Genomic DNA, 25,932 nt, shown 5'->3' with positions numbered 1-25,932 from the left:
CCTGAACGATCTTCTGGAAGAATAAATGAATCGACTTTCCCGCCGTTTTGATGCCCTGAAACAAGCCAGACGCAAGGCCCTGGTCAGCTACCTGGTCAGTGGCGACCCGAGTCCGCAAGCGACGTTGCCCACCATGCACAAGATGGTGGCTGAAGGAGTCGACATTATCGAAGTGGGCATTCCTTTCTCCGACCCCATGGCGGAGGGCCCCACCATCCAACTCGCCCACGAGCGCGCGCTGGTGCACAAGGTCAGTCTGCGATCCACTCTGGAAACCGTTAAAGAGTTTCGGGAAAGCGATCAGGACACACCCATTGTTCTGATGGGCTACGATAATCCCATCGAACGCATGGGCTACGAGCTGTTTGCCCGCGAGGCTGCCAACGCCGGTGTCGACGGAGTCATCATCGTTGACTTGCCGCCCGAGGAAGCGGAGGCACTCAACGCCCACCTGAAGGAAGTGGATATTGCCAACATCTTCCTGCTGGCCCCCACCACGACCACCGAGCGCGCCCGCCACATTGTTTCTCTTGCGGGTGGCTTTCTCTACTACGTGTCCCTGAAGGGGGTGACGGGGGCAGGCCATCTGGATGTGGATTCAGTGAACCGGAAGATTGCCGAGTTCCGTGAGCTGACAGACCTGCCCATCTGCGTGGGATTCGGGATCAAGAGCGGCGAAGCGGCCAGGGCCGTTACTGAGCGTGCGGACGGCGCCGTTGTGGGCAGCCTGTTTGTGGACACCATGGGCCAGATGGCTGGCGAAAGTCCGGAAGCGGTTGCCGATGCGGTAGGCCGACTGGTCGCGCCGATTCGCAGCGCTCTGGACTCCTGAACCGGAGCGTGAGTCGTGCGCTTTGATACCCTGGCCGATTGGCTGAGCTGGCTCGAGTCTCTCCACCCCAAATCCATCGACCTGGGCCTGGAGCGCTTGCGGCGCGTGGCGGACCGCTTGCCGGAACTGGCCGCGCTCCGGGAAGGGCGCCAGTCGCGCGTGGTCACCGTGGGGGGCACCAACGGCAAAGGGTCCTGCGTTGCTGTTCTGGAAGGGCTGTGTCTGGCGACCGGCCAAACGGTTGGAACCTACACCTCACCCCATCTTCTCCGCTACAACGAGCGGGTTCGCATCAATGGCGAACCCGTTGCCGATCAGGCGCTGATTGAAGCCTTCGATCGAATCGACTCCGCTCGGGAAGAGATTTCCCTGACCTATTTCGAATTTGGCACCCTCGCCGCTCTGATGATCTTCGCACGCGAAGGCATTGACACTCTGGTTCTGGAGGTCGGGCTGGGTGGGCGGCTGGACGCAGTCAATTTGCTTGACTGCGATGTCGCAGTCATTACCAGCATCGATCTGGATCACCAGGATTGGCTGGGCTCGAACCGCGAGGCCATCGCCGCCGAAAAAGCAGGTATCATCCGGCCGGGTCGACCCGCCATCTGCGCGGACAGCGACCCGCCCCGGTCACTGCTGAATATCGCCGCGGAACAGGGCGCTCATCTGTTGCTTGCAGGTCGGGAGTTGAGCTGGTCCCGGGCTGCTGGTGGATGGAGCTGGCAGGGTTGCAGTGCGCAGGGCAAGCCGCTGACCTTTAATGATCTGCCGCTCCCTCATTTGCCTCTGGCGAGCGTCGCGGCCGCATTGCAGGCCTTTGTGCTGCTTGGCAACACCGTGGATGAGAATCGTCTGGCGCGTGTCCTTCGCGAGTGTCGACTGCCCGGGCGCTGTCAGCGAATCGACTATCGCGGCCGGCAGATCATTCTGGATGTGGCCCACAATCCGGCGGCGGCAAACTACCTCAATGAGCGACTGCTGGACACGGGCTCGACCGGCCTGAGAGCGGTCTTTGCCGTGATGCAGGACAAGGATTATCGAACCATGCTGGAAACGCTCGGTGCATCGGTGGATGAGTGGTATCTCTGCGGCTTGCCGGAGCTGCCCCGCGCGGCCGCCCCGGAAGAGCTTGCCGGTTGCGCACGGGGGCTTGGCCTCGTTGCCCGCTCCTGTGCTAGTGTTGAGGCCGGGTTTGCCCAAGCCATGGCCGACTCCCGACCCGGTGATCAAATACTGGTGGCCGGTTCCTTCTATACGGTTGCGGCAGTGCTGACACGGTTGAACGAGAACGGTGCTTCGAACGAGCCGCCGGAAGCCAAGGGGCTCTGAAGCTGACGTCTTCGTAAACACACTCAACGGCGGGACCAACAGGTAGAGCAGATGGATGACGGACTGAAGCAGCGTCTCATTGGCGCAATCGTTCTATTGGCGGTAGCGGTGCTTTTTCTCCCGAGCCTGTTCCGGGAAGATGCGCGTCGTTCCGTGGACTTGACCACCCAAATTCCGCCGGAGCCCGAGCTGCGCACCGAGATGCTTGAGATCCCCGATCCCGTCCAGCCGCAGGACATACCACCGGCAAAGCCCCTGGAGAAGAATTACCCCCACGAGGAGCCGCAAACTGCGGCGACCGAGGACGAAACTGCGGATGAAGAGCCAGCGAACGATGCGGCCGAACCGGTCACGTCGGCCGAGCCCGCGCAACGGCCGGCGCCCACCCTGACAGACGAAGGCGTCCCCCGGGGCTGGTCCCTGCAGGTCGCCAGTTTTCGGTCCGCCGAACGCGCCCAGTCCATGCGCCAGCGCCTGCTCGACGCCGGTTACAAGAGCTACATTCGCGAGGGCAGTACCGGACAGGGCAGGGTTCATCGGGTATTCGTCGGGCCCAAGATCGACAAAGCCGTTGCCGAGGCCGACAAGCAGCGCATCGATGAGGATTTCAAGACCAAATCGCTGATTGTTGAGTTCGCACCCTGATGGGGCCGCGATTGATTCGCCGCCGGTTTACCTTTAGCATACGCGCTCACCAGAGCCGCGGGTAATGACATCCGATTTGAACCGACTGACTGATTCCAAGCTGCTCGATCTCACATCGGGCCGGATCTGGCGCCAGGGACCGCAAAGCGCCGCCATCGCACTCCCGCTCCAGGCAGCAGGTTTCTGACTCCCTTATGAACTGGGCCGATCTCACTATTCTCGGAATCCTCTTCGTTTCCAGTCTTATCAGCATCAGGCGGGGCTTTGTGAAGGAAGCTCTCTCACTGGCTGGCTGGGCCGCGGCCTTTATCATTGCCATGCTCTTCAGCGGATCGCTTGCCACCTTGTTTGCCAACTCCATTGAATCCCCTTCGGTCCGAGAAATGGTCGCGTTTGCCATTCTCTTTGCGACGACCCTGGTCGTAGCGGCCATGGCGAACTACCTGATTGCGGAAGTGGTCCGAATGACGGGTTTATCCGGCACGGATCGCACCTTCGGAATGATTTTCGGCCTGGTTCGCGGCCTTATTGTTGTGATGGCGATAATTCTCCTTGTTCCGCCCATCATACCTCTCGACCAGGAAGTCTGGTGGCGCGAATCAAGTCTGATACCCCATTTTTTATCGATGGAACATTGGTCGCGCCAGGTGGCCGGTTCCGTCATCGATTTTGTAGTCGCTTTGTTTAAGTAGCCAAGGTTCAAGTAGCCAAGGTTCAAGTAGCCAAGGTTCTCGAGCCAAAGCGCCAAGTAAACCATTGTTGTAAACAGTTTTCCGGGTGGTCGATCTATGTGTGGCATTGTAGGTATTGTGGGCAAAACCGATGTGAACGTGCAGTTGTATGATGCACTCACGGTTCTGCAGCATCGGGGACAGGATGCCGCCGGGATCGTTACCTGCGACGGCGGTCGCCTCGCCCAGCAAAAGGCCAACGGCCTGGTGCGCGACGTGTTCCGCACCCGCCACATGCATCGATTGAAGGGCAACGTTGGAGTGGGGCATTGCCGCTATCCGACCGCCGGCGGCTCCAGTCCCGCACTCGCACAACCCTTCTATGTGAACTCCCCCTACGGTATTGCCCTGGCCCACAACGGCAATATGACCAACTTCAAAGAAGTCAGCGAACACCTCTACAAGGCCGATCTGCGCCACGTGAACACGGATTCGGATTCCGAGGTGTTGCTCAATGTATTCGCCCACGAGCTTCAGGAACTGGGCAAACTGAACCCCTCGGAGGAGGACATTTTTTCCGCGGTATGCTCCGCGCACAAAAGGGTCCGCGGCGGCTACGCGGCCATTGCCCTCATCGCCAACTACGGAATTGTCGCCTTTCGCGATCCCTTTGGCATCCGGCCGCTGGTATTCGGCAAACGAACCAGTGCCAAAGGCGACGAATACATGATCGCGTCCGAAAGCGTTGCTCTTGATGTGCTGGGTTTTGAACTGGTTCGGGACGTCGCTCCCGGCGAGGCGATTTATATCACCAAGGACGGACAGTTCCACAGCCGCCAGTGTGCTGAGAAGTCACAGCTTCGCCCCTGCATTTTCGAGCATGTCTACTTCGCCCGCCCGGATTCCATCATGGATGGAGTATCCGTCTATAAAGCCCGCTTGCGGCAAGGTGAGAACCTGGCCGCAAAAATCCTCCGGGAGATGCCCGAGCACGATATCGACGTGGTCATTCCCATCCCGGACAGCAGCCGCGTCGCCGGGCAGGCGCTCGCTCATCAGTTGGGGGTAAAATTCCGGGAAGGTCTGGTTAAAAACCGCTACATCGGCCGCACCTTCATCATGCCTGGCCAGCAACAGCGACGTAAGTCCGTGCGCCAGAAGCTCAACGCCATTGAGCTGGAATTTCGCGGCAAGAACGTACTATTGGTGGACGACTCCATCGTGCGCGGTACAACCTGCCAGCAAATCATTCAGATGGCTCGGGAGGCGGGAGCTAAGAAGGTGTACTTCGCCTCCGCTGCGCCTCCGGTCAAGTATCCCAATGTATACGGCATTGACATGCCGACGGCGGGCGAGCTGATCGCCCACAATCGAACTGTCGAGGAAGTGTGCACCGAGATCGGCGCGGATTGGTTGGTCTATCAGGACCTGGAAGATCTGGTCGCAGCCTCCAGTGAGGGTAACCGCGACATCGAGGCCTTCGAATGTTCGGTTTTCACGGGCGAATACGTAACCGGCGATGTGAACGAAGACTACCTCAACAAACTCGCCGCCGAGCGCAACGACAAGGTGCGTTCACTTAAACACAAAGACGTGGATGACGATAATACGGGTGTGATGAGTCTTCACAACGATGCCTCCGAAGGGGGAATCTAGGGGCGGAGTTGGTGGTCGTCAGAGCGGAGAGGGTGCCACTAATCCGTTTGGACTGGGGTTCCGCTTCTCGAAAACGCGGTGAATACGTCCATGTAGCTCCCGCGCGCCATCCCTGACGCGAGGGTTTCGAGAAGCGGAACCCCAGCCCAAACTCGCATCGGAGTGGCCCCGCGACGCTGAAATCCAGGCCATCCCCCAAAGGAAAGAACTCAACTCATCGGGCAGGCACAATATGAGTTTGCCGGTGGGAGGGTCTGTTTCGGAACCTTCGCTTCAGGGATGAAGCGAAGGAGCTACAGGGATGTATTCACCGCGTTTCCGAAACAGACTCTCCCACCGGCAAACGGGTTGAGGCACCGGCAAACGGGTTGAGGCACCGACCTCGCCTACATTCACGCACAATCCGCTCTTTCGGGCGCGCGCAGGAAACGTTCAGCGGAATTGCAAATCGGCTGAAGCGCCACACCTGAGCCCACAGAATTTCAGAACAGGACAACAGGAATGAACGACGACTATCTTGATGGAGCAGGATTGGACACGCTGGCAGTGCGGGCCGGGCAGTGCCGGACCCACGAGGGCGAGCACGACGAAGCGCTGTTTCTGACCTCCAGTTTCGTGTTTGAATCCGCGGCTGAAGCTGCGGCACGGTTCCGTGGCGACGAACAGGGCAACGTCTATTCACGCTACACCAACCCCACCGTCCGCAATTTCCAGGATCGAATCGCCGCCCTGGAAGGTGGTGAAGCGGCCGTGGGCACCGCCTCCGGAATGGCCGCCATCCTCAGCACCTGCATGGCACTGCTCAAAGCCGGAGACCATGTCATCTGCTCCCGTGACGTTTTCGGCACCACCACCGGCCTGTTCAACCGATACATGGCCAAATTCGGCGTCACCACCACCTTCGTCACATTGACCGACCTTGACGCCTGGAAAGCAGCGGTTCGCCCCGAAACTCGAATGCTATTTGTCGAAACCCCCTCCAATCCGCTCTGCGAAGTCGCCGACATCAGCCGACTTGCGACGCTCGCCCACGCCAACGGCGCGCTGCTGGTGGTGGACAACTGCTTCTGCACACCGGCACTGCAGCGACCGCTGCAGCTGGGTGCCGACATCGTCGTACACTCGGCCACCAAATATATAGACGGGCAGGGGCGCTGTATCGGCGGCGCCGCCATTGGCTCCAAAGCCCACATGGACGAAGTTCTCGCCTTTCTTCGCACGGCCGGCCCCACCATGAGCGCCTTCAACGCCTGGGTATTTCTGAAAGGCCTGGAAACCCTGCGATTGCGCATGGAGGCCCACTCTGCCAATGCACTGGAAATCGCCCGCTACCTGGAACAACATCCCCAGGTGGAGCGGGTCTACTACAGTGGCCTGGAAAGCAATGCGGGGCACGCGCTGGCGGCGCGGCAGCAGCGTGCGTTTGGCGGTGTGTTGTCATTCTGTGTGCGCGGAGATCGGGACGCCGCATGGCGATTCATCGACGGGACGACTATCATGTCACTGACCGCCAACCTGGGCGATGCGAAGTCCACCATCGTGCATCCCGCCAGTACCACCCACGGCCGGCTGACTGCCGAGGAGCGGGAAGTGGCAGGGATCACCGAGAATTTGATCCGCGTATCCGTTGGCCTGGAAGATGTGAGAGACTTGATCGCCGATCTGGAGCGAGGCTTCGCTGCCTGTTGATCGGTTCTCTGCCGGAATGCGCCTGAATTCAGAACGATAAAATAAACAGTGCCGACCTGCTCGCGTCGGCACAATCAACGGGAATGGGTTGAGTCGTACCATGCAAAATTCCTTGGATCGTATCATCAGCCAGATCGGCACTGTGTTGCTGGGCAAGGATGAGGCCGTCAAACTTTCCCTCGCCTGTCTGTTGGCGCGGGGCCACCTCCTGATCGAAGACCTGCCCGGCATGGGCAAAACCACTCTGGCACACGCACTGGCCAATGCGCTGGGGCTCACCTACCGGCGGGTGCAGTTCACCAGTGACATGCTTCCCGCCGACATCCTTGGCTTTTCTGTTTTTGATCGCGACAACAACCGGTTCAACTTCCATCCGGGCCCGGTTTTCAGTCAGGTGTTGCTGGCCGATGAGATCAACCGCAGCACCCCGAAGACCCAGAGCGCTCTTCTGGAAGCGATGGAAGAGCGCCAGGTGACCCTGGAAGGGGAGACCCGCCCCCTGCCGCAGCCCTTCTTCGTGATTGCCACCCAGAACCCCAATAGCCAGTCGGGGACTTTTCCCCTGCCCGAATCGCAACTGGATCGCTTTCTTATGCGCATTCAGCTGGGCTACCCGGACAAGCGGGCGGAGCGAGCCCTGTTGATGGGGGTCGATCCGCGATCCCGTCTGGAAGACATGCAGGCCTGTCTGAGTTTTCAGGAGTTCGGGGAACTGCAGGGGCAGGTGGATACCGTCAACGCTTCGGACAGTCTGCTGGATTACCTGCAACGTCTGGTGGACTACACCCGCACTGGACCGGAGTTCAGTTGTGGCCTGTCGCCCCGAGGCGCCCTTGCGCTGCTGCGCAGTGCCAAAGCCTGGGCGCTGATCGAAGGACGGGATTATCTGATTCCCGAGGACGTGCAGGCCGTCGCACCGGCTGTGGTGGGGCATCGTGTGCAGGACGGCGGCAACTTCGGTGACCGCAATGGTCTCGGTATGGTGGAGCGGCTGCTGAACAACGTCGACGTCATGGGCGCCTAGGCGCGAGGTTCCGGGCAGATGGTCAAGCAAACCGGACACAGTCATTCCGGACACAGTCATTCCGGACATAACCAGGCCGGACACGCACCATGAACGCTCTAACCCCCGCGCGCCGTTTGCGGGCCCAGCTTCGGGCCTGGGCGGATTCCCGTCAGCCGGCATCCGGTGAGCACTGCCTTGGCCGCCGATCTCTGTACATCTTTCCTTCCCGGGCGGGGCTGGGCTTCCTGGTTCTGAACCTCACCCTCTGGCTCGTGGGCACCAATTACGAAAATAATCTGGTGCTCGGTCTCGCCTTCCTGATGGTGGCCCTGTTCGTGGTCACCATTCTTCACACCTTCGCCAATCTCAGTGGTATCTCCGTGCGCCGTCTGGGCGGCAGCCCGGCCATCAGCGGCGAAAAATCGGAGGTGCGCCTGCTGGTCCGGCGGTCCGGGTCCCGCCCCCGGGACAATGTAGTGCTGCGCTGGGCGGGCAGTGAACCGGTGGTGCTCAGTCTCTTTGAGCAGGACGAGGAAACGGTCAGCGTTTTTGTGCCCACTGCGGGCCGGGGCTGGTTCAACCCCGGGCGTCTGGTGGTGGAAACCCGCTACCCGCTGGGATTGCTGCGCTGCTGGACCCGCCTCAACATGGATTGCCAAATCCTGGTTTACCCCAGGCCGGTTCCGGCCGGGCCCTTGCCGCTGGCGGAAAGCCTGCGCGACGAAGGAGAACAGTCCTCCTCCCGCGGCCACGATGAGTTTGCCGGGTACCGGGACTACCAGGCGGGAGATTCCCTGCGGGACGTGGCCTGGAAGCATTACGCGCGTGGGATGGGGCTGCATACCAAGGATTCGAGCGCGTATCTGGACCGACGCCTGTGGCTGGACTGGGACTATCTGGGCGGTATGGATCGGGAGGCGCGGCTTTCCCGCCTGTGCTACTGGGTTCTGGAGGCCGACAGAGGTAATGTGGAATATGGATTGCGCCTGCCGGGAGAATCGCTGCCTCCGGGTCGCGGTTCGACGCATCGGGACCAGGCCCTGCAAATGCTCGCACTGTTTGAAACGGGCGAATTGCGGACGCGGGCCGGGGGAGGTCGGCAATGATTCCGCACTTCCAGGTGCCCCGTAACAGTCTGGTATGGCTGCTGGTCGCACAGACTTTGCTGGTGATCCCTCATCTGGTGCACCTGCCTGTGTGGATCTTGCTGGCCTGGCTTGCCACCATGATCTGGCGTGTGCAGATCTATCGGGGGCAGTGGCCGTTCCCGGGCGGCTGGATCAAAAGCCTTATCGTCGCCCTGTGTCTTGCGGGGCTCCTGTCCGAGTACCGCCGCTTCTTCGGGATCGAGCCCATGGTGGGACTGCTGATCACCGCCTTCCTGCTCAAACTGCTGGAAATGAAGCAAAAGCGCGACGCGCTGGTGGTCATCTTCCTCGGTTATTTTGTGGCTGCCACCCAGTTTCTGTTCTGGCAGGGGCTGTGGACCACCGCCTATGCAGTGCTGAGCCTCATTGTCCTCACTACCGCGTTGCTCGGTCTGCACCAGGCCCAGGGCCACCGTTACCCTCTGCGCAGTTTTGGGACGGCGGCCAAGTTGCTGGCCCAGAGCGTGCCGCTGATGGTGGTGCTCTTTATCGTCATGCCCCGCATCGGTAGCATCTGGGCGGTTCCCCAACAGGAGCACACGGCGCAGAGCGGGGTGAGTGACAGCATGTCACCGGGGGATTTCAGCTCCCTGACCCAGGATGACAGCCGCGCATTTCGGGTGACCTTCGAAGGCGAGATTCCGCCTGCGCGGGATCTGTACTGGCGCGGGCTCGTGCTTTCGGAGTTCGATGGCCGGAGCTGGACCCAGGCTCGCTTCAATGCATACGACCTGCAGGCGGTGGAGTGGAACCGCCAGTATCCCGCCGACTGGCGCGGCCTTGTCAGAACCGAAGGCCCGGCCCTGAAATACGAAGTCATTCTGGAAGCCACCCAGCAGCACTGGCTCTATGGGCTGCCGCTGGCGGAAACCCGCGATGCGGAGATCGGCTTTACGCGGGATTTCCGCCTGGTCAGCCGCAGGCCGGTTCGCAACCGTTTCCAGTATCAGGTGACCTCTCGCCCACAGTATTCCCTGGCGCCTGAAACGCTGGCTCCCGAAGTTCGGCGGCGGGAGCTGGCTTTGCCGCGCAACACCAATCCGCGGGCGCGCCAACTCGCGCGGGAATGGCGGGCGGATGCGGGCAGCGTCGACGCCTACATCAATCGTGTGCTGCAGCATTTCAATCAGGAGTTCACCTACACTCTGGAGCCGCCTTTGCTGGGCGAGCACCCCGTGGACGACTTCCTCTGGAACAGCAGGGCGGGTTTCTGCGAGCACTTCGCCAGCGCTTTTACCGTCATGATGCGCGCAGCGGGCATTCCGGCTCGCGTGGTCGTGGGGTACCAGGGGGGGGAGGTGAATCCGGTGAAGGATTTTCTTCTGGTGCGGCAGGCGGATGCCCATGCATGGACGGAAGTGTGGCTGGAAGGCCGCGGCTGGAAGCGGGTGGATCCTACCGCGGCGGTGGCACCGGATCGTATCGAATCGGGGATTTCGTCCTTAACCGCCAGCGAACGCAGCCAGGACGGCGATAATCCCTTTTCGCTCCGGAACTATGGTCAGTATCCTGTTGTACTCGCCATTCGCTTGCGTCTCGACGCGCTCGAATACGATTGGCATCGCCTGGTTCTGAGTTACGATCAGGACAAGCAGAGTGGACTGTTGAACGACCTGCTGGGTGGAGTAACACCCCTGCGGGTCGCCGGTCTGTTGCTCGGTACAGGCTTCGTGGTGGTGGCGCTGATCGGCCTGGTTTTCGTCATCCGGGACCAGCGCGCGCCGCGCGACCCAGGTGAGAAGCTATATCGGCGCTTCCTGCGGCGGCTGGGCACCCAGGGCATTGCACGGCGCGGCGACGAGGGGCCGCGAGCGCTGGCGGAAAGGGTGCAACAGGAGCGTCCCGACCTGGCGGACTGGGCGACCGAAGTGACCGAGTCTTTCGAACGCTACGCGTATGGGGACAATGTTCAAGAACTGCCAAGGCTCCGCAGACTCGTACGACGTCCGCGGAAAACCCTCGGCTTCGGCTCCGGATCTTTCACTCGCTGAGCGCAGTTGTATCCGACCCTACTGTTGATAGTATTCCCGGTACCATTTCACGAACTGTTCGATGCCATATTCCACCGATGTGGCCGGTTTGAAGCCCACATCGCTCTCCAGCGCGGAAACATCGGCGCAGGTGGACGGCACATCCCCCGGTTGCATCTCCATCAGATTCTTGATGGCCTTCTTGCCGACGGCTTTTTCAATGGCTTCGATAAAGTCCATGAGCTTTACCGGCTTGTTGTTGCCGATGTTATACACCCGGTACGGAGCGTAGCTGGTGGCCGGGTCCGGGCTCTTGCCGTCCCAATCGGGATTCGGCGTCGCGGTGTTGTCCAGGACGCGGACCACGCCCTCGATGATGTCATCAATGTAGGTGAAATCGCGGATCATGTTGCCGTGGTTGAAGATATTGATCGGTTGTTCTTCGAGGATGCCCTTGGTAAACAGGAACAGAGCCATGTCCGGGCGACCCCAGGGGCCGTAAACGGTGAAGAAACGAAGCCCCGTTGTGGGCAACTTGTAAAGGCTGGAATAGGCATGGGCCATCAGCTCGTTGGCTTTTTTTGACGCGGCGTACAGCGCTATGGGGTGATCCACATTGTGGTGCTCGGAGAAGGGCTGCGCCTCGTTGGCGCCGTATACCGAGCTCGATGACGCGTAGGCCAGATGTTCCACATTGTTGTGGCGACAGCCTTCCAGAATGTTTCCGAAGCCGACGATGTTGGAATCGATGTAGGCCTGGGGATTCTCAATGGAATATCGGACCCCTGCCTGGGCGGCCAGATGAACCACTCGATTGAACTGTTCGTCCTTGAACAGCGCTGCCATGCCCTCCCGGTACGCCACGTCCAGTTTCACAAACTTGAAGGACGGGTGGCTCTTGAGTTGGGCAAGGCGTGCCAACTTCAGGTTTACGTCGTAGTAGTCGTTGAGGCAATCGAGGCCCACTACCTCGTCACCCCTCGCCAGCAGGCGTTGGCTGAGGTGAAATCCGATGAATCCGGCGGCACCGGTAACCAGTACTTTCATTTACAGTCTCCACAAACTCAGTTGAGCGGCGCTCGCGGCGGTGCGATCGATGACGCCTTTGATGTCAAATACGAGGCCGGACGCCTTCAATCTGGCCTGGTAATCCGTGACGGGTATTTGCCTGTACTCCCTGTGTGCCGTTGCGATAATGATTGCATCGAGCTCCGTCAATTGGGACCAGTCGCACAGATCAATTCCGTATTCCTCCTTGGCTTCATCGCGATCGGCCAGGGGATCATGCACCAGCAGGTCCACCTTGTAGCTTCGCAGCTCATTGATGATGTCGGCCACGCGGGAGTTTCGAAGGTCGGGGCAGTCTTCCTTGAAGGTGAGGCCCAGCACGGCCACCCGCGCCCCAATGACCGGAACCTGCTTGAGCAGCATCTCCTTGACGACTTCCGAGACGATATAGCGTCCCATGGAGTCATTGGTCCGCCGACCCGCCAGAATCACATCCGGATGGTAGCCTGTCTTCTGCGCCTTGTATGTGAGGTAATAGGGATCCACACCAATGCAGTGGCCCCCCACAAGGCCGGGGCGAAATGGCAGGAAGTTCCATTTGGTGCCGGCAGCTTCGAGAACGTCAAGCGTATCCACATTCATGCGTTTGAAGATGATGGCCAGCTCGTTCATGAGCGCGATGTTCAGGTCACGCTGGGTGTTCTCGATCACCTTGGCCGCTTCGGCAGCCTTGATCGAAGGCGCCTTGTGGACTCCCGCGGCAACCACCGAAGCATAGACTTCCGCGACAACATCGAGCGTCTCCTGGTCCTGCCCGGACACAACCTTGGTAATTTTGGTAAAGGTATGCTCCTTGTCGCCCGGATTGATCCGCTCCGGAGAGTAGCCGACGGTAAAATCCCGCCCGGCCGTGAGACCTGATTCGCGTTCGAGAATCGGCAGGCAGTCTTCCTCCGTCGCACCGGGATAGACGGTCGACTCGAAAACCACGATGTCCCCCTGCTTCAACTGCTTGCCGACGGTTTCGGACGCCCGGAGCAAGGGAGTGAGGTCCGGTTGATTGGACTCGGTGATGGGCGTGGGAACGGCCACGATGTGGAAGTCCGCGTCCTTCAGGTCCGCCGGATCAGCGGTGAAAAGAATGTCGCTGGTAGCCAGTTCCTCACTGCTCACTTCGAGGGTGGAATCTTTTCCGGCCTTCAATTCGGCGATACGGCGGGGTTTAACATCGAAGCCGACCACCCGGTGCTTCTGACCGAAGGCGACGGCCACGGGTAGCCCCACGTAGCCCAGACCAATCACGGAAATCTTTCTGTTCACAATGACTTCCTTCTCCATTTTCAAGTGCGGGGTATTATGCCACAGTCCCCGACAAAACCCAGGTGACAGGGCTCCAGGCGGTTGGTTGAAATATGATCTGATCGTGGGATAGATGCCGCTCGGCCATCACGGAGAGCGTTCGAGGTGACCGGCCTCCCGGGCGACGGCTGCCAGTGTGACAACTCACGGGCGACTCCATTCCTTTCGGTCATCCGGTTGAGGAGATTTCCTGTCCGTCCCTAGGGCGGAACAGCGCCGCGCGCGAATTAGGGAAGGCGTGCCAGGGAGCCTGTTGTAAAGTCCGTACCGCGCTTTCCATTGCGCGTGTCCGTCCACGTCGAGTATACAATCCAGAAGCTTGATGGGTGAGTCAAACGCCCGGCTCGACCCACCGGCGGAGAGTTTCTCACCAGCTAGCCAGAGACGACACGTTTCATCTTACAATCCCGTGTAGCATTTACGATGGCCGCTGAGGGGGCAGCATCGTGATTAAAGGTGGGGACAATCAAGAGATTCGTCTTTCGTAAAGCAGACGATGCAAATTATGCCCCGGTTGTTCGCGCCAATTACAATTGCGACGGTTCTTCTTCATTGAAGAAGGTTCGCGGAACTCGTTCATCAACAATCTTCCTTCCCTTCTGTTTGTGCGGACCCTAACGATCTGTCCGACGCCCATCACATTAATCCCTGCGCTGAAACTCATTGGCGAGCGTTTTGCATCATTGGCGGCATTGAGTGAGCGGGGCGGTGAAATCTCTCGTTCTGAGCGCACCGATAACCACCCCGGGCTACATGCCAATAGGAAACTAAGGGACTCGGGCACTGTCGGGTTTAGCAGGTTGTCGGGGGATCTTCTCTTACGTACGCGCTGCCGACGGGAACACCGAATCCGCGCCATGTCGCGGATTGAATCCGACACCGCTGTCAATCCGGCGCCACAGAAATCGAAAACTGAATGTTCTGGCACCGCCATTTCGCCAGAAGCGGAAGAATCGTCTGAATGCGTGCGGGAATCAATCGCACCGCGCAATTGCGTTAGTCACATCGGGTTACCAGATCCACCTTGGGCGAGATTGCTCGTTACCGCCACCGGTTGCTTGTTGCTGCGACCGGTAGATGAAGCCGGGAATGTACTGAACACGGTTCGTGACGTCACAAAAGGAAGGACGCGGCAATTCAGAACGAATTGCGACGATGACCAGGAGCAGTAATGTCATGACGACAGTAAAGATCTTCAAGCACCATCTTCGAGTACCGTTCCTGATCTTGATGACCATAGAGAGTGGAATTTTTTTCGCGAGCAATTATCTGGGGCTTTTCCTGCGTTATGGCCGGCTTTCTTCGGAGCCCATCGAGAATCTGGCCGCGAAGTCGGCTGTTGTTGCCCTGGTATTGCTGCTGGGCATGGTTGCCATGGGGATGTACCAGGCCCAGCGGCCCGCAAGTCGGGTTCTTCTGGCGAACATCAGCTTTCGCGTCGCGGTCGGGTTATTGATAGGCACTCTGGGATTGATGGTGCTCTACTATGTCTTCCCGGCCCTGCTTATCGGCCGCGGGGTACTGGCCCTGAGTCTGTTCTGCAGCTGGGTGGTCATTACGCTGTTGCGCTGGTTCTTCTACTCCACTGTGGACAGCGGGGTAATGCGACGCCGGATACTCGTCTATGGGGCAGGCGATCCCGCAGCGGGTCTTCTGGCGCAAGGGGATCGGGAGAACCCTCTGATGCCGCCCAATGGGTCCTACCTGATCGAAGGCTTCGTTCCTGTGAATAACGAGCCAGTGGTCGTCCCGGAGAGTTACTGCGTCAACCCAGCAGAGGGCCTGCTTGCGTTCTGTCGCGCCAGAGACGTGGACGAGATTGTCGTGGCTGTCAAGGATCGTCGCAAGAACCTGCCGACCAATGCGCTTCTGGATTGCAAGCTGTCCGGGGTCGACGTGATTGACTTCATCTCCTTCCATGAGCGGGAGCAGGGCATGCTGCACCTCGACATTCTGCAACCCAGCTGGATGATCTTTTCGGAGGGCTATGAGACCGGCAATATCCGTCACCTGGTGAGCCGCGCATTCGACATTGGCGCCAGCCTCGCAATTCTTGTTTCCACCGCCCCGATTCTGTTGTTCACCGCTATTGCCATTTATGTGGAGAGTGGATTCAAAGGTCCACTGCTATACCGCCAGAAGCGGGTTGGATTCAACAACGAAGTTTTCGAGCTGGTGAAGTTTCGCTCCATGCGTGTTGACGCGGAGAAGGACGGAAAGGCGGTGTGGGCGAGTAAGAATGATGTTCGCATCACAAAAGTCGGTGCCTTCATTCGAAAAACCCGAATCGACGAAATTCCACAGGTGTTTAACGTTCTCAAGGGGGACATGAGCATCGTTGGCCCCCGGCCGGAGCGTCCCGAGTTCGTCGAACAACTGGAGAAGAGCATTCCATATTACAGGTTGCGCCATCGAGTCAAACCCGGGCTGGCCGGTTGGGCACAGATCAAGTACCCCTATGGCGCCAACGAGCGAGACGCATACAACAAGCTGCAGTTCGATCTTTTCTATATCAAGAATCGAACATTCTTTATGGACCTTCTGGTGCTCCTGCAAACGATCGAAGTGGTTGTTCTTGGAAAGGGCGCCCGTTGAGAGAAGGAACTCGCACGAGTCCTTGATAAAAGAAATCCTGTGTTCAACTCAATCATTACGGGGATAAGTGAACTGCTATGAAACTACTAACAGCCTGCACGATCGCAACGGTTTTTCTGGCCGGATGCAGTACCTCGCCCAATCGGGCTGACTATGCGCCAGAGAGAAACACGAACCCCATGCTCCTGGTCGACGAGTATCGAATCGGCGTTGACGACCTGGTTCAGATTACTGTTTGGAAGAACCCCGACCTCTCGGTGACTGTTCCCGTGCGTCCCGACGGGCGAATCTCCATGCCATTGGCCGGAGAAGTGGTCGCAGGAGGCAAAACCCCCGAGGATGTGGCAGCGGCAATTACCGACAAGCTGTCAACCTATATCCGGGACCCGCAGGTTGCGGTCATTCTCACCGAGCTGCGCAGCCACGAGTTTCTCTCTCGCGTTCGGGTATCCGGAGCTGTCAATGAGCCCTCGTCAATGCCCTATCGCCAGGGAATGACGGTTCTGGACCTGGTTCTCGAAGCGGGTGGTTTGAACGATTTCGCGGCGGGCAACAGCGCGAAGCTCTACAGGCATTCAAGCGAGGGCATGGTAGCGATTCCCATTGAGCTTGCGGACATTCTCAACGACGGTGAGGTGGATACAAACTACGCCATTGAACCGGGAGATATCCTGACAGTACCGGAACGCTTGTTCTAGGGGCCACTGATTCGACCTCTGCCATGAAATTCATCGCGGGCTGGTGAAGGCGGCCTGAAGACATCAACCGGACGGCGGAAACAAAGGGAGCTTATGAATACGGACTTAGGGGAACTGATGCGGCTCATGCGTCGCGAACTGTGGATCAAGCGACGGCTTTTTGCGGGCGTGTATATTGGTACAGCTATCCTGTTTCTTGTGGTGGGGTGGCACTGGCCCAAGCTCTACACGTCGTCCAGCACCATTGTGGTTGACCAGCAGAGCATTCTCGAGCCCCTCATGCAGGGTACTGCAGTTACCACCAACGCCATGGACAAGGCCGGCGTGGCCCGGGAAATCATCTTCAGCCGGCGCGCCATGCAGGAGGTGCTCGAGAACGGCGGCTGGCTCGATGGGGAAGAAACGGACCTCGAACGAGAGCGGCTGGCCGCAGCCATCGAATACCGAACGCGAATCGAGAATGTCGGTGACAACGTGATCCGCATCAGCTACATGGATCAGAATGCTGAGCGCGCCCATCAGACCGCTCAGCAGCTCACTGAGGTTTTCATCAACCACAGCCTGGTAGACAAGCAGCGCGAGAGTCGTGATGCCTATGAATTTATCAACGGACAGGTGCTGCAGTATCAGGCGAAGTTGAAGGAAGCGGAAGAAGCGTTGAAGCAGTTTCGTTCCCGCAACATGGACGCGCAGCCTGGATCCCAGGACGAGGTGACCAGCCGGATTGCAGATCTGAAAGGACGCAAGGAGACCACGGAGCTCGCAATCCGCGAGCTGGAAACCGAACGGGAGACACTCGCCAGACAGCTTTCCGGCCGGGCTTCCCTGTCAGCGGAGGTGGACCGGTCAGGGCAGCAGGCTGAGCGACTGGAACAGCTCGAGCAGGAGCTGGCGACCCTTCGCCTGAGCTATCACGACACCTATCCGGACATCGTAGTCCTGAAGGGGCAGATTGAAACGATCCGGCAGGCGATGGCCCGGCAGCAGGAGCAGACCGGCGGCGATGAGGGGTCTCCCTTCCGTATCAGCGGTGCCAGTGGAGATCTGTTCAGTGACCTGCGCAGTCGATACGCGGCCACTGAAACCGAGCTGGCCACGCTGCAGCAGCGTCTGGAAGAAACTGATCGACTGCTGAACCGGGCGGAGCAGCGCCTTGTGAGGGTAAACGCAGTGGAGGCGCAGCTCTCCGAGCTGATGCGTGACTACCAGGTGAACCAGGACATCTATCAGTCCCTGCAACGACAACGTGAAAACGCTCGCATTTCCATGAACATCGACATGGAAAACCAGGGTCTCACGTTCCAGGTTCAGGAACCGCCGGCGCTGCCACTCACTCCAAAAGGCATTCGATTCTCTCACTTCATGGCGGCGGGACTTGTCGCCAGTCTGGTACTGCCCTTCGGATTGATTTATGGATTGACGATGCTCGACCAGAAGGTGCGGTCGAGAGCTGTAATTGGCGATTCCCTGGGTCTACCCGTGCTCGCGTCGGTCTATCATACCAACCGGCCCACCGAGTACACCCTGAGTACCTTCAAAAAATCGATCATATTTGTGGCGATTCTGGTGAGTTGGATAGCTTACGGTTATGTGGCGTGGCTTAAGGCGAATGGGTGAATTATGAGTAAACTGGAAACTGCTTTTTCAAAAGCAATGAAGGAACAGGGCGCTGGCCAGAGCACGGAACCGGCGCCATCCGAACGAAGAGATCTGAGTCGGCCGCCGGTGAATGTGGGGGCCGGGCGGCCCGCCAGCAAACGCGGCGGCCTGAGCAACGTCGTCTCGTCCCGTGGCATGATCAAAGCCATGACGGAGCGGTTCAGCCTTTCCGACAGCGAACTGGCCACCAAGGGGTTGATCTATCCGCGAATGGAGGACACGCGTCTTCTAAACATCTACCGCAACCTCCGGACGAAGCTGCTTGCGGCGGCTAACGGACGCAACTTCACGACCCTAGTGACCTCTGTGGTTCCGGGCACAGACACGGGGCTAATTGCAGCGAACCTGGCGGCGAGCTTCGCGTTCGACGAGGGGAAAACGGCCATGCTCCTGGAAGGGGATGTCCATTCTCCATCCCTGGCGCGACTGTTTGACCTGGACCCTGAAACCGACGGGCTGATGGATTACCTGGAGGCGGAGGAACGCTCCATTGCCGAGGTCATTCACCCCACGGGGATACCACGCCTTCGATTCATTCCCAGTGGTCAACTGCGGGAGAACTCGGCGGAGTACTTCACATCCGAGAAAATGCACGGAACCATTGAGGAAATTCTGACGCGCTACCCCGATCGATATCCGATTGTGGACGCACCCAGTGTTCAGGATTCGGCAGACGCGCGCATTCTTCTGGACCTGTGCGACCTGGTTGTCCTGGTGGTTCCCTACGGTGAGTGCACCGAACAGGAGATCCGTACGGCTGCGGAAACCATCGGAAGCGAGAAGCTGGTGGGGGTTGTTCTCGACCAATTCTAAGGGGATGACGCGTGACACATAAGTACAATCGTTTTGCACTAGGACTGTTTGGCGCCCTGTGCGCCCCCGGGCTTGCGGCGCTTGAGTATGATTACACGCTCTACTCCTCGGCCGAGTATTCGGACAACGTTCGCCAGGGAAGCATCGACGAGGACGATCCAGGGGGAATCCTCACTGGCGGAATAGATTTCGGGGTGAACAACAGCCCTGGCGCCGTGGTGGCGGTGGATGCAGTGGGGGATTTCTCCAGGCGATACTACTCCGAGGGTGGGCTGGAAGCCGAGGACCGAAAATTCCTGGATGCAGGTCTGCTGGTTCAGCCGCGCAGCAACAACTTCCGTCTCGCAGTGCTTGAGTCGATACAGCAGATTCAGGAAGATCGACGAGCTGTTCGAACCGTCAATAATCTCAGGGACGTTAATGTCTTCTCCATCGTTCCTTCCTATCACATCGACCTGACTACTCGATCACGCGTTCGCGCTTCGTACAGTTACTCTAACATTGACGATGAGATCGACCTTGCATCGCGAGAAGTGAATGCGACCACCGTGGGATACGAGTACAGCGTTTCTGATCTTTCGGACTGGTCCTTGAACGCCCGCCGATCGGATATTGATTTTACTGACAGCGGGCAGCAGGTGGATCAGGAGAGCGCCTTTTTTCGCTGGGCCTACTCGGGAGACCTGACCACATGGATGCTGGACGTGGGGCAGGAGCGCGTTGTGGAGGCCGGCGATACGGATCACGCCCTGATAAATTTCTCGCTGCGCAGGCAGTTGAACAGTTTCTCGGGCTTGGGTGTTTTCTATCACCACGGGTACAGTGATGTGGTGGACAGTAGTGTCAGCGGCCGCCTTACCCGGCTTGTACCGAACAGTGATGCTGTTTTTGCCGATGAGCTGGCCCGAGAGAAGCAGCTGACCCTGACCTATGACTTCGGGCGGGGCAACCTCGAGGGCATAATGCGCCTGGACGGCCGGAGACTGTCCAGTGAAGAAGCGGTATCCATCGGCATGGATGTGGATGAGGATCGCTATTCGGCCAACCTGAGCCTCGACTATCGGTTTCCGAGCCAGTACTACGACCTGTCCGCCTTCGGCATAGGAGCCACCTACCGGTACGTAGACGAAAGATTCAATATCGAAAATGAACAGAATGAGATCAACGAAGCTGCTGTGCGCCTGAACTACTTTGCGACTCGAAGCACCCATTTTTTCTTCGAGGTCCGGTCCCGCAATACCAGTGGCACGGGTCCAATGTCCCACACGGACGAAGCCTCGGCTTTGGTGGGCGTTCGCTTTTCACCCAGAGGCGGTTAAGGAGACGAACATTGTATCTGGAACACTTCGGATTCAGGCGGGAACCGTTTGATATCGCTCCCAACTCGGATTTTCTGTACCTGAGCAAAGCCCACAAGAAGGCCTTTACTTACCTGAGCTACGCGCTCTGGAACAAGGATACCTTTACCTTGCTTACCGGGGAGATCGGTGCCGGCAAGACAATCTTGCTCCAGCACCTTCTGAAAACAATGCCTGACAGTGCGGAAGTCCTGACAATTTACCAGACCCAGATGACGCCTTATGAACTGCTTTACGACATTGCCGAGCAGTTGGGGCTGGTTGCAGGGGAGGACGTGCCCAAGCCGAAACTTTTCCAGCTACTCAGCGAACGTATTATGCAGTCGGACAAGAATATCGTGATCGTGGTGGATGAAGCCCAGAGCTTCTCCCGCGAGACGCTGGAGGAGCTGCGCCTTCTGGCCGGAATCGATATCTTCAACGCTCAGACTAATGTCAACATCATTCTTTGCGGCCAGCCGGAACTCAAGGATATTGTCGAGGGAGGAAGCCTTGAGCAGCTCAATCAGCGAATCAAGTTGCGCTTCCATCTGACGCCGTTGGACCTGGCTGAGGCCCGGGAGTACATCCGCTTCCGTGTGGCCAAGGCGGGTCAGCAGCTCGAAATCTTCACCCAGGACGCGGTGAAGAGGATTCACGAAATCAGCGGAGGGGTACCGCGCCTGATCAACGTTCTGGCGGACACGGCCCTCACCTGCGGATACGCGGACGGCTTCTATGCGATATCCTCCCGTCAGGTAGAGGAGGCCAAGCTTGAACTGGGCTGGGATCGCCACCCGCCCTTGACCCGGAACAGGGAAAGCAGGGCGACGGGCGGTAAGGTTGTGGAACTTCAGCGCGGGAACGTTCAGGACGGCGCTGGCCTCAACAAAGATCTGGCAGCAGCAGTGATTAGAATTGAATCCCATCTGGCCGATATCGCTGAAAGTCTGCGCCAGATCGGGGGCAGCCAAAGTCCGGAGAGGAAGGCGAAATAGCGGCCTTCTTCAGCCCGGGCCGGCAGGACCAGTCCGCAAAACCCTCCAAGTTGACTGAAGCGCACAGGCCCACCTAGCGAACCGCATCTCCGTGTTCGGACTGCCCGGCTGTCGAGAAGCATGTTCCAACAGCCGGTCAGGGAAGATTCTTCACAATATGTGGACCCAATGTGTTCGCGACGAACAGGGGAAGTCGCTTCCAGGCGGCGATTGCCAGTCGAAATTTCGGGTTGTCTGGGTTCAGCGCCGGAAGGGCTGAGGTTCCGGTTGTTGACGCTTCTGTGGATGAGGCGAGCGTATCCTCCTTCGCGGAGGTTTGGGGCATCATCCGGTAGTACCAATAATGCTTCAGTGGCTGGGCACCCCATTGTTTCTTGAACTTGTAGGTGCCGGCGTTCACGGTGGAGCGCCCAAAATCGAAATAGCCGAAGCCGCTGTCGATCGCGTGATGCAGGATCTTGCGGTACATCCACATGTTCACGTTCAGGTCATTGAATTCGCGCAACGTGGATGCCCAGGGAATTTCCAGCATGTCGCGGTAACCTGCGAGAAACGCGGCGCCAGCAGGTCGTCCATCGATGCGAACAGTAACAACCGTGCAGTGATTCGGAAGGTTGTCCAGCATGGTCTCGAAGAACCGCCGTGAGTAGACCGGGGTTCCAAGATCACGCATATTGCGCGAGAACACTGTGTAGTAATCGTCCAGAAGCTCCGCGCCGCCAAATGCGATCTCTGGTTTACGGCGATTGGCTTGGTTGCACTGGGCTCGCACCTTTGCGCCCAGGTTTGCATCAAGCGTTTTTCCGGAGTCTGGAAGGTTGAGAATCATCGATACCTTGCGGCTGGACGCCGGTAACGACATGCCCGGTTCGCAGGTGCGGTATTCCAGGTGTTGCCAATGCTGACGATGAGCTTCGCCCCGAGCCTCTTCAAGCAGGGCCTCCGTTACCATCTGGTCGTCGGCAAGCGGGCCACCATAGTTGAAGAAGGGCAGGGAAACTCCGTAGCTGCCAAACAAGCGGCTCTTAAGGCTCACCAGCGGCAACACGCCGCAGATTCGCCCGTCATCATCACGCGCGGCGAAATAGAAGCAGTCGTGACCAAAGGCCTGCTCTACGATGGTTTTCCACGAGAACAGGTGGTAAAGGGAAGCTCGCTCATTACCGGCCACGTAGGCGTCCCACGCAGCGGCGTCCTGATCGTCGGCAACAACTATTCTCAGTTTCCGCCCGTCCCCGGGACCCTTTCCGGATGGAGTTTTGGAGAATCGACCGGGGAAGGGGGACGGCTCGCGTCGCTCGTCTGCGCCAAAGAGGGCGAGCAGGTTCCGCTCACACTTCTTGCGTCGCTGCTCCAGTTCTGAAAGGGTCTGGCTCACCTTCGCCATTCGCTCCTTGAGTTCCGCGAACCTATCAGGGTCGGCTTTGGCCTCGCGAAATTGCCGGGAAACACGGCCTTTTTCGTCCTTGGCTTCCTTAACCGTGGCCTTCAGGTCCCTCAGTTCCCCTAGCAAACTCAGGATCTGGTCGTGTACGTCGCAATTGTCGGGGGATCCCCAGCGTTGCCCAACGGCCGCTTCCGGGTCCCGGTAGATCGATTTCAGGTCCATAACAACTTGTTTGAGTTCACATCAAATGACTGGGCAATACTCGCATTTGCAAGCACCTGCTCCACCGTGGTGAAGGAGAAATCCCGAGTTAGACTCTCGAGCCGCGGGAGGCAACGAGACAGGTTGGTGTAATGCCGAAACCGGGACTTCCAGCTCGCACCGTCGATGCGCGGTTGACCTGAGTCCACTTCCCAGGGATGCAGGTAGAAAATGACGGGGCGCTGACCACCCCGACTGGCCAGCGACAGCAGCCACCGACTGACGGTGTAGGGATACTGGCGGAAATAGCCTCCGCCCGCTGCCGGCACCGGGAACCCGAATAACCGGGCCGTGGTGAGGGGAAACTCTGTAAGGCTCGCGCCGGATGGCGTTACGAGGTGATAGGGCTCCTCAGGAGTTCCCACCATCCCGTAGGTGTCATGATGAACTGGAAAGATACTGGAGTCCCAGGTAAAACCCAGGTCGGCAAGAACGTCCAGGGCCCATAGCGAATCGCGTGTGACCGAATAGCTGGCCGCCCGGTAACCGTATACCGGCTTCCCGGTAATGTCCTCAAGGATGCTCTTCGATTTTGCTGTCTCATTGCGGAAGACTTCCCGGCTCTGTTCGAAGATCAGCTGGTGACTGTAACCGTGGGAGGCAATCTCATGACCAAGGTCGTCGATTTCCCGAACCAGGCCGGGAAAGCGCTCCGCTACCCAACCGAGCACAAAGAAGGTGGCCTTGATCCCGCGAGCCTCAAAGAGCTCCAGAAGACACCGTGTGTTGGTCTCAACGCGTGCAGGCCAGCGGTCCCAGTCGTCCGGGGAAATGACATCCTTGAAGGCGGCAACATGGAAGTAGTCCTCCACATCGACCGTCATGGCGCAATTCGGGACTCCGTCTGTCATGGCTTACCTCGCTGTGGGCTGCGCCAGGCTCCGCAGGGCTTCGAGCCAACTGGCGTAGCGGAACACCGCCGGCAGATTGTCCGGAAACGCGATCCTCGGCAAGCGAAAACGCTGGCTCTGAACGTTCCGTAAACGCAGTGGATTGGAGATAAAGCTGACAGCACCCAGGTAACCCAGCGAGGCAAGGGCCCGCTCATGCTGCACGCTGAAGTCCTGGAGGCGACCGGTTGGATAGCAGTAGATCTTGGTCGGTTGCTTGAGCTCCTCGCGCAAGCGTTGCCAGGATTGTGCAAACTGCTCTTTGGCATCTTCGGCCGACAGCCGGCTGGTGATGTGGTGGTTGCAGGAGTGAGGCGCGAAGTGCATGCCCCGGGCTTCCAGCGACCGGGCCGTGTCCCATGAGATCGGTCTGTAACCTTTGGGCGGTGACTTGGGAACCGGCAACCCGCAAGCATCGCTCAGGGTTTCGATGAATGCCGGAACCTCGGCGGCGGGAAGGTCCTTGCCAAGCTTCTGGAGGAGACGCCGCACCGAATCCTGCATGACTTCACTATCGATGGAGAGGCTCTCTGGAAGACCGTAGGCTTCCAGGCCATGCAGTAGCCGATTCTTCGAGGCACTGACCAGGTACGCGACTTTCTCATCCCAGGGCCAGTCCAGGCCGTCCAGAAGGTCGGTAATCAGGAAGAACGTGGCATTCGTCTCGTACTCCAGGAGAACGGGAGCAAGCAACTCCGCCTGGTCCGCATAGCCGTCATCCATGGTGAGGCACACTGATCTGCTCGGAACGGAAGCGGGGTTCGACAGCACTTTCTCCAGCGATACGAAGCGGTAACCTTCGCTACGCAGCCTGTCCAGTGCCGTACGGAGGAAGTCAGGTGAAAGGCCCTTGTGTCGATGCTCGGGAGACAGGGGGCGGTGAATGGAGAAGATGGTGACATGGGTCCCGAAAGTGAGAGAGGACAATCCATGAGCCGCACTGCTTCTGCTTAAGTAAGAAACCGCGTGTGATATAGACATTGCGAGAATCCCGTCCATGTTATTGATTGGCTCGTAAGAGCACAGCCAGCCATTAGCCTGCTAGTACCAGTTCGCCAGGCGACTGCAGAACTTCGCCGGCGTATCGCACCGGTCTTCGTGTATTCCAATTCTGAAAAGTTCGTAGAGCTTGAGTTTGGAAGCAGAATTTATGCCTCTGCGCGTGGTAACCGCCGCCTTGTAGGTATCTCCGACGGTTTCCCGCGCCAATCTGCTAACGTCACCGTTTGGGTAGCAGAACAGTGTCGGCGTCCGACCTGTTTCATCCTCGATCTTCTTCTTGCTGTCCTGAACTTCACGCCGGATTGACTCGGGATCAAGATCCTCACGGAGGCGAGAATGATTGCAGGTGTGAGAGCCGATGTCTATAAATCCACTTGCCACCATCTCTCTGAGTTGTTGCCAGTTCATCAAACTTGGGTTACCCGGGGTAAGGATCGAGGATTCGTCCAACCACTGGTAGATCTGTTCATCCGGGAATCGCTTGAGCGATGCCACAAGGGATGATAGAGATTCCTTTTTGTTCTCGGGGTTTTTGATTGCGTCCAGGTGTGGCGCCAACCACGGTAACGAATGCAGGACCTCTTCGCTGCGTTCCAGCAACTGTGCCACACGGTTCGGCCAGAAATGACGATCAGTACCGATCATATGCGATACCGCGAATATCGTGGCCGGTATCTGCCGCTCCTTCAACAAGGGAAATGCGTACTCGTAGTTGTCCAGCCATCCGTCGTCAAAGGTGATGGAGCAACTTTTGGGGGGCAGTGCCTGTCCATTGTGTCGTCGGTCGATCCATTCGCCCAGTGGGATAATACTGAAGTGCTTCCTGAGAAGATTCAGATGCATGGCGAAGGTCTCGGGTTCCACAACCATGCCGGGCTCCTCGGCGGCGTACCGGGGATCATGTTTCGGAAGCACACGGTGATACATCAGAATCCATAACTTCGGCTGAGCGGAAACCGATCGTTGTGGTCCGAACAGC

Annotated in this window: 21 protein-coding genes; 15 read left to right on the top strand and 6 right to left on the bottom strand. The window is 58.5% G+C overall.

Features of this window, described 5'->3' with window-relative positions; all coding sequences use genetic code 11:
• Positions 1 to 25 precede the first annotated feature (25 nt).
• From trpA to ACURWW_RS02005, 9 genes are all read left to right on the top strand, one after another.
• Positions 26 to 832: a tryptophan synthase subunit alpha gene (gene trpA / locus ACURWW_RS02045; RefSeq protein WP_445615348.1), complete on the top strand. Its 807-nt coding sequence runs from the start codon at positions 26 to 28 to the stop codon at positions 830 to 832.
• A gap of 15 nt (positions 833 to 847) precedes the next feature.
• Positions 848 to 2,161 carry a bifunctional tetrahydrofolate synthase/dihydrofolate synthase gene (gene folC, locus ACURWW_RS02040; RefSeq protein ID WP_445615347.1) on the top strand — a complete coding sequence of 438 codons (1,314 nt, stop codon included), beginning with the start codon at positions 848 to 850 and terminating at the stop codon, positions 2,159 to 2,161.
• 51 nt (positions 2,162 to 2,212) lie between these two features.
• Positions 2,213 to 2,806, top strand: a complete 594-nt coding sequence (locus ACURWW_RS02035) for an SPOR domain-containing protein (protein WP_445615346.1) — start codon at positions 2,213 to 2,215, stop codon at positions 2,804 to 2,806.
• A gap of 194 nt (positions 2,807 to 3,000) precedes the next feature.
• Complete coding sequence (locus ACURWW_RS02030) at positions 3,001 to 3,498, top strand: CvpA family protein (protein ID WP_445615345.1); 498 nt, start codon at positions 3,001 to 3,003, stop codon at positions 3,496 to 3,498.
• A 96-nt stretch (positions 3,499 to 3,594) separates the two neighbouring features.
• Positions 3,595 to 5,133: an amidophosphoribosyltransferase gene (gene purF / locus ACURWW_RS02025; protein ID WP_445615344.1), complete on the top strand. Its 1,539-nt coding sequence runs from the start codon at positions 3,595 to 3,597 to the stop codon at positions 5,131 to 5,133.
• A 501-nt stretch (positions 5,134 to 5,634) separates the two neighbouring features.
• On the top strand, positions 5,635 to 6,822 hold the full coding sequence (locus tag ACURWW_RS02020) for an O-succinylhomoserine sulfhydrylase (protein ID WP_445615343.1): 1,188 nt from the start codon (positions 5,635 to 5,637) through the stop codon (positions 6,820 to 6,822).
• 100 nt (positions 6,823 to 6,922) lie between these two features.
• Positions 6,923 to 7,846 (top strand): AAA family ATPase, encoded by a 924-nt coding sequence (locus ACURWW_RS02015; RefSeq protein WP_445615342.1) that lies wholly within the window; start codon positions 6,923 to 6,925, stop codon positions 7,844 to 7,846.
• Between the two features lie 89 nt (positions 7,847 to 7,935).
• Positions 7,936 to 8,934 carry a DUF58 domain-containing protein gene (locus ACURWW_RS02010; RefSeq protein WP_445615341.1) on the top strand — a complete coding sequence of 333 codons (999 nt, stop codon included), beginning with the start codon at positions 7,936 to 7,938 and terminating at the stop codon, positions 8,932 to 8,934.
• Positions 8,931 to 10,967 carry a transglutaminase TgpA family protein gene (locus ACURWW_RS02005; protein WP_445615340.1) on the top strand — a complete coding sequence of 679 codons (2,037 nt, stop codon included), beginning with the start codon at positions 8,931 to 8,933 and terminating at the stop codon, positions 10,965 to 10,967. The genes ACURWW_RS02010 and ACURWW_RS02005 overlap by 4 nt, the downstream gene beginning before the upstream one ends.
• An 18-nt stretch (positions 10,968 to 10,985) precedes the next feature.
• Here the strand turns inward: ACURWW_RS02005 and ACURWW_RS02000 are convergent, their stop codons facing one another.
• Positions 10,986 to 11,993 (bottom strand): NAD-dependent epimerase, encoded by a 1,008-nt coding sequence (locus ACURWW_RS02000; protein ID WP_445615339.1) that lies wholly within the window; start codon positions 11,991 to 11,993, stop codon positions 10,986 to 10,988.
• On the bottom strand, positions 11,994 to 13,274 hold the full coding sequence (locus ACURWW_RS01995) for a nucleotide sugar dehydrogenase (RefSeq protein ID WP_445615338.1): 1,281 nt from the start codon (positions 13,272 to 13,274) through the stop codon (positions 11,994 to 11,996).
• 1,215 nt (positions 13,275 to 14,489) lie between these two features.
• Between ACURWW_RS01995 and ACURWW_RS01990 the strand changes: the two genes are divergently transcribed.
• From ACURWW_RS01990 to ACURWW_RS01965, 6 genes are all read left to right on the top strand, one after another.
• Positions 14,490 to 15,908: a TIGR03013 family XrtA/PEP-CTERM system glycosyltransferase gene (locus tag ACURWW_RS01990; RefSeq protein WP_445615337.1), complete on the top strand. Its 1,419-nt coding sequence runs from the start codon at positions 14,490 to 14,492 to the stop codon at positions 15,906 to 15,908.
• A gap of 77 nt (positions 15,909 to 15,985) precedes the next feature.
• Positions 15,986 to 16,606, top strand: a complete 621-nt coding sequence (locus ACURWW_RS01985) for an XrtA/PEP-CTERM system exopolysaccharide export protein (protein WP_445615336.1) — start codon at positions 15,986 to 15,988, stop codon at positions 16,604 to 16,606.
• A gap of 93 nt (positions 16,607 to 16,699) precedes the next feature.
• Complete coding sequence (locus ACURWW_RS01980; RefSeq protein ID WP_445615335.1) at positions 16,700 to 18,223, top strand: XrtA system polysaccharide chain length determinant; 1,524 nt, start codon at positions 16,700 to 16,702, stop codon at positions 18,221 to 18,223.
• Positions 18,224 to 18,226: 3 nt separating this feature from the next.
• Entirely contained in the window at positions 18,227 to 19,078 is an 852-nt protein-coding gene (locus ACURWW_RS01975; RefSeq protein WP_445615334.1) for an XRE family transcriptional regulator, read from the top strand.
• An 11-nt stretch (positions 19,079 to 19,089) separates the two neighbouring features.
• Positions 19,090 to 20,397 (top strand): hypothetical protein, encoded by a 1,308-nt coding sequence (locus ACURWW_RS01970; protein WP_445615333.1) that lies wholly within the window; start codon positions 19,090 to 19,092, stop codon positions 20,395 to 20,397.
• An 11-nt stretch (positions 20,398 to 20,408) separates the two neighbouring features.
• A complete protein-coding gene (locus ACURWW_RS01965) occupies positions 20,409 to 21,413 on the top strand; it encodes an ExeA family protein (RefSeq protein WP_445615332.1) in 1,005 nt (334 codons plus the stop codon).
• A gap of 136 nt (positions 21,414 to 21,549) precedes the next feature.
• Here the strand turns inward: ACURWW_RS01965 and ACURWW_RS01960 are convergent, their stop codons facing one another.
• The 4 genes from ACURWW_RS01960 to ACURWW_RS01945 all read right to left on the bottom strand — a co-directional run bounded on the left by ACURWW_RS01960 (position 21,550) and on the right by ACURWW_RS01945 (position 25,823).
• Entirely contained in the window at positions 21,550 to 23,022 is a 1,473-nt protein-coding gene (locus tag ACURWW_RS01960) for a FemAB family XrtA/PEP-CTERM system-associated protein (RefSeq protein WP_445615331.1), read from the bottom strand.
• On the bottom strand, positions 23,013 to 23,912 hold the full coding sequence (locus tag ACURWW_RS01955; RefSeq protein ID WP_445615330.1) for an XrtA system polysaccharide deacetylase: 900 nt from the start codon (positions 23,910 to 23,912) through the stop codon (positions 23,013 to 23,015). The genes ACURWW_RS01960 and ACURWW_RS01955 overlap by 10 nt, the downstream gene beginning before the upstream one ends.
• Before the next feature lie 3 nt (positions 23,913 to 23,915).
• Entirely contained in the window at positions 23,916 to 24,878 is a 963-nt protein-coding gene (locus ACURWW_RS01950; protein ID WP_445615329.1) for a polysaccharide deacetylase family protein, read from the bottom strand.
• A 114-nt stretch (positions 24,879 to 24,992) separates the two neighbouring features.
• Positions 24,993 to 25,823 (bottom strand): polysaccharide deacetylase family protein, encoded by an 831-nt coding sequence (locus ACURWW_RS01945; protein WP_445615328.1) that lies wholly within the window; start codon positions 25,821 to 25,823, stop codon positions 24,993 to 24,995.
• Positions 25,824 to 25,932 lie beyond the last annotated feature (109 nt).

The organism is Gilvimarinus sp. F26214L, from assembly GCF_054401055.1.
The sequence above is the reverse complement of the archived record's forward strand: the minus strand, read 5'-3'. Positions and strand labels throughout refer to the sequence as shown.

Excerpts from the sequence above, each read along its gene's own strand:
- trpA (WP_445615348.1), top strand. The coding sequence starts at position 26 with ATGAATCGACTTTCCCGCCGTTTTGATGCCCTGAAACAAGCCAGACGC.
- ACURWW_RS02035 (WP_445615346.1), top strand. The coding sequence starts at position 2,213 with ATGGATGACGGACTGAAGCAGCGTCTCATTGGCGCAATCGTTCTATTG.
- ACURWW_RS02030 (WP_445615345.1), top strand. The coding sequence starts at position 3,001 with ATGAACTGGGCCGATCTCACTATTCTCGGAATCCTCTTCGTTTCCAGT.
- purF (WP_445615344.1), top strand. The coding sequence starts at position 3,595 with ATGTGTGGCATTGTAGGTATTGTGGGCAAAACCGATGTGAACGTGCAG.
- ACURWW_RS02020 (WP_445615343.1), top strand. The coding sequence starts at position 5,635 with ATGAACGACGACTATCTTGATGGAGCAGGATTGGACACGCTGGCAGTG.
- ACURWW_RS02015 (WP_445615342.1), top strand. The coding sequence starts at position 6,923 with ATGCAAAATTCCTTGGATCGTATCATCAGCCAGATCGGCACTGTGTTG.
- ACURWW_RS02010 (WP_445615341.1), top strand. The coding sequence starts at position 7,936 with ATGAACGCTCTAACCCCCGCGCGCCGTTTGCGGGCCCAGCTTCGGGCC.
- ACURWW_RS02005 (WP_445615340.1), top strand. The coding sequence starts at position 8,931 with ATGATTCCGCACTTCCAGGTGCCCCGTAACAGTCTGGTATGGCTGCTG.
- ACURWW_RS02000 (WP_445615339.1), bottom strand. The coding sequence starts at position 11,993 with ATGAAAGTACTGGTTACCGGTGCCGCCGGATTCATCGGATTTCACCTC.
- ACURWW_RS01990 (WP_445615337.1), top strand. The coding sequence starts at position 14,490 with ATGACGACAGTAAAGATCTTCAAGCACCATCTTCGAGTACCGTTCCTG.
- ACURWW_RS01985 (WP_445615336.1), top strand. The coding sequence starts at position 15,986 with ATGAAACTACTAACAGCCTGCACGATCGCAACGGTTTTTCTGGCCGGA.
- ACURWW_RS01980 (WP_445615335.1), top strand. The coding sequence starts at position 16,700 with ATGAATACGGACTTAGGGGAACTGATGCGGCTCATGCGTCGCGAACTG.
- ACURWW_RS01975 (WP_445615334.1), top strand. The coding sequence starts at position 18,227 with ATGAGTAAACTGGAAACTGCTTTTTCAAAAGCAATGAAGGAACAGGGC.
- ACURWW_RS01960 (WP_445615331.1), bottom strand. The coding sequence starts at position 23,022 with ATGGACCTGAAATCGATCTACCGGGACCCGGAAGCGGCCGTTGGGCAA.
- ACURWW_RS01955 (WP_445615330.1), bottom strand. The coding sequence starts at position 23,912 with ATGACAGACGGAGTCCCGAATTGCGCCATGACGGTCGATGTGGAGGAC.
- ACURWW_RS01945 (WP_445615328.1), bottom strand. The coding sequence starts at position 25,823 with ATGGTTGTGGAACCCGAGACCTTCGCCATGCATCTGAATCTTCTCAGG.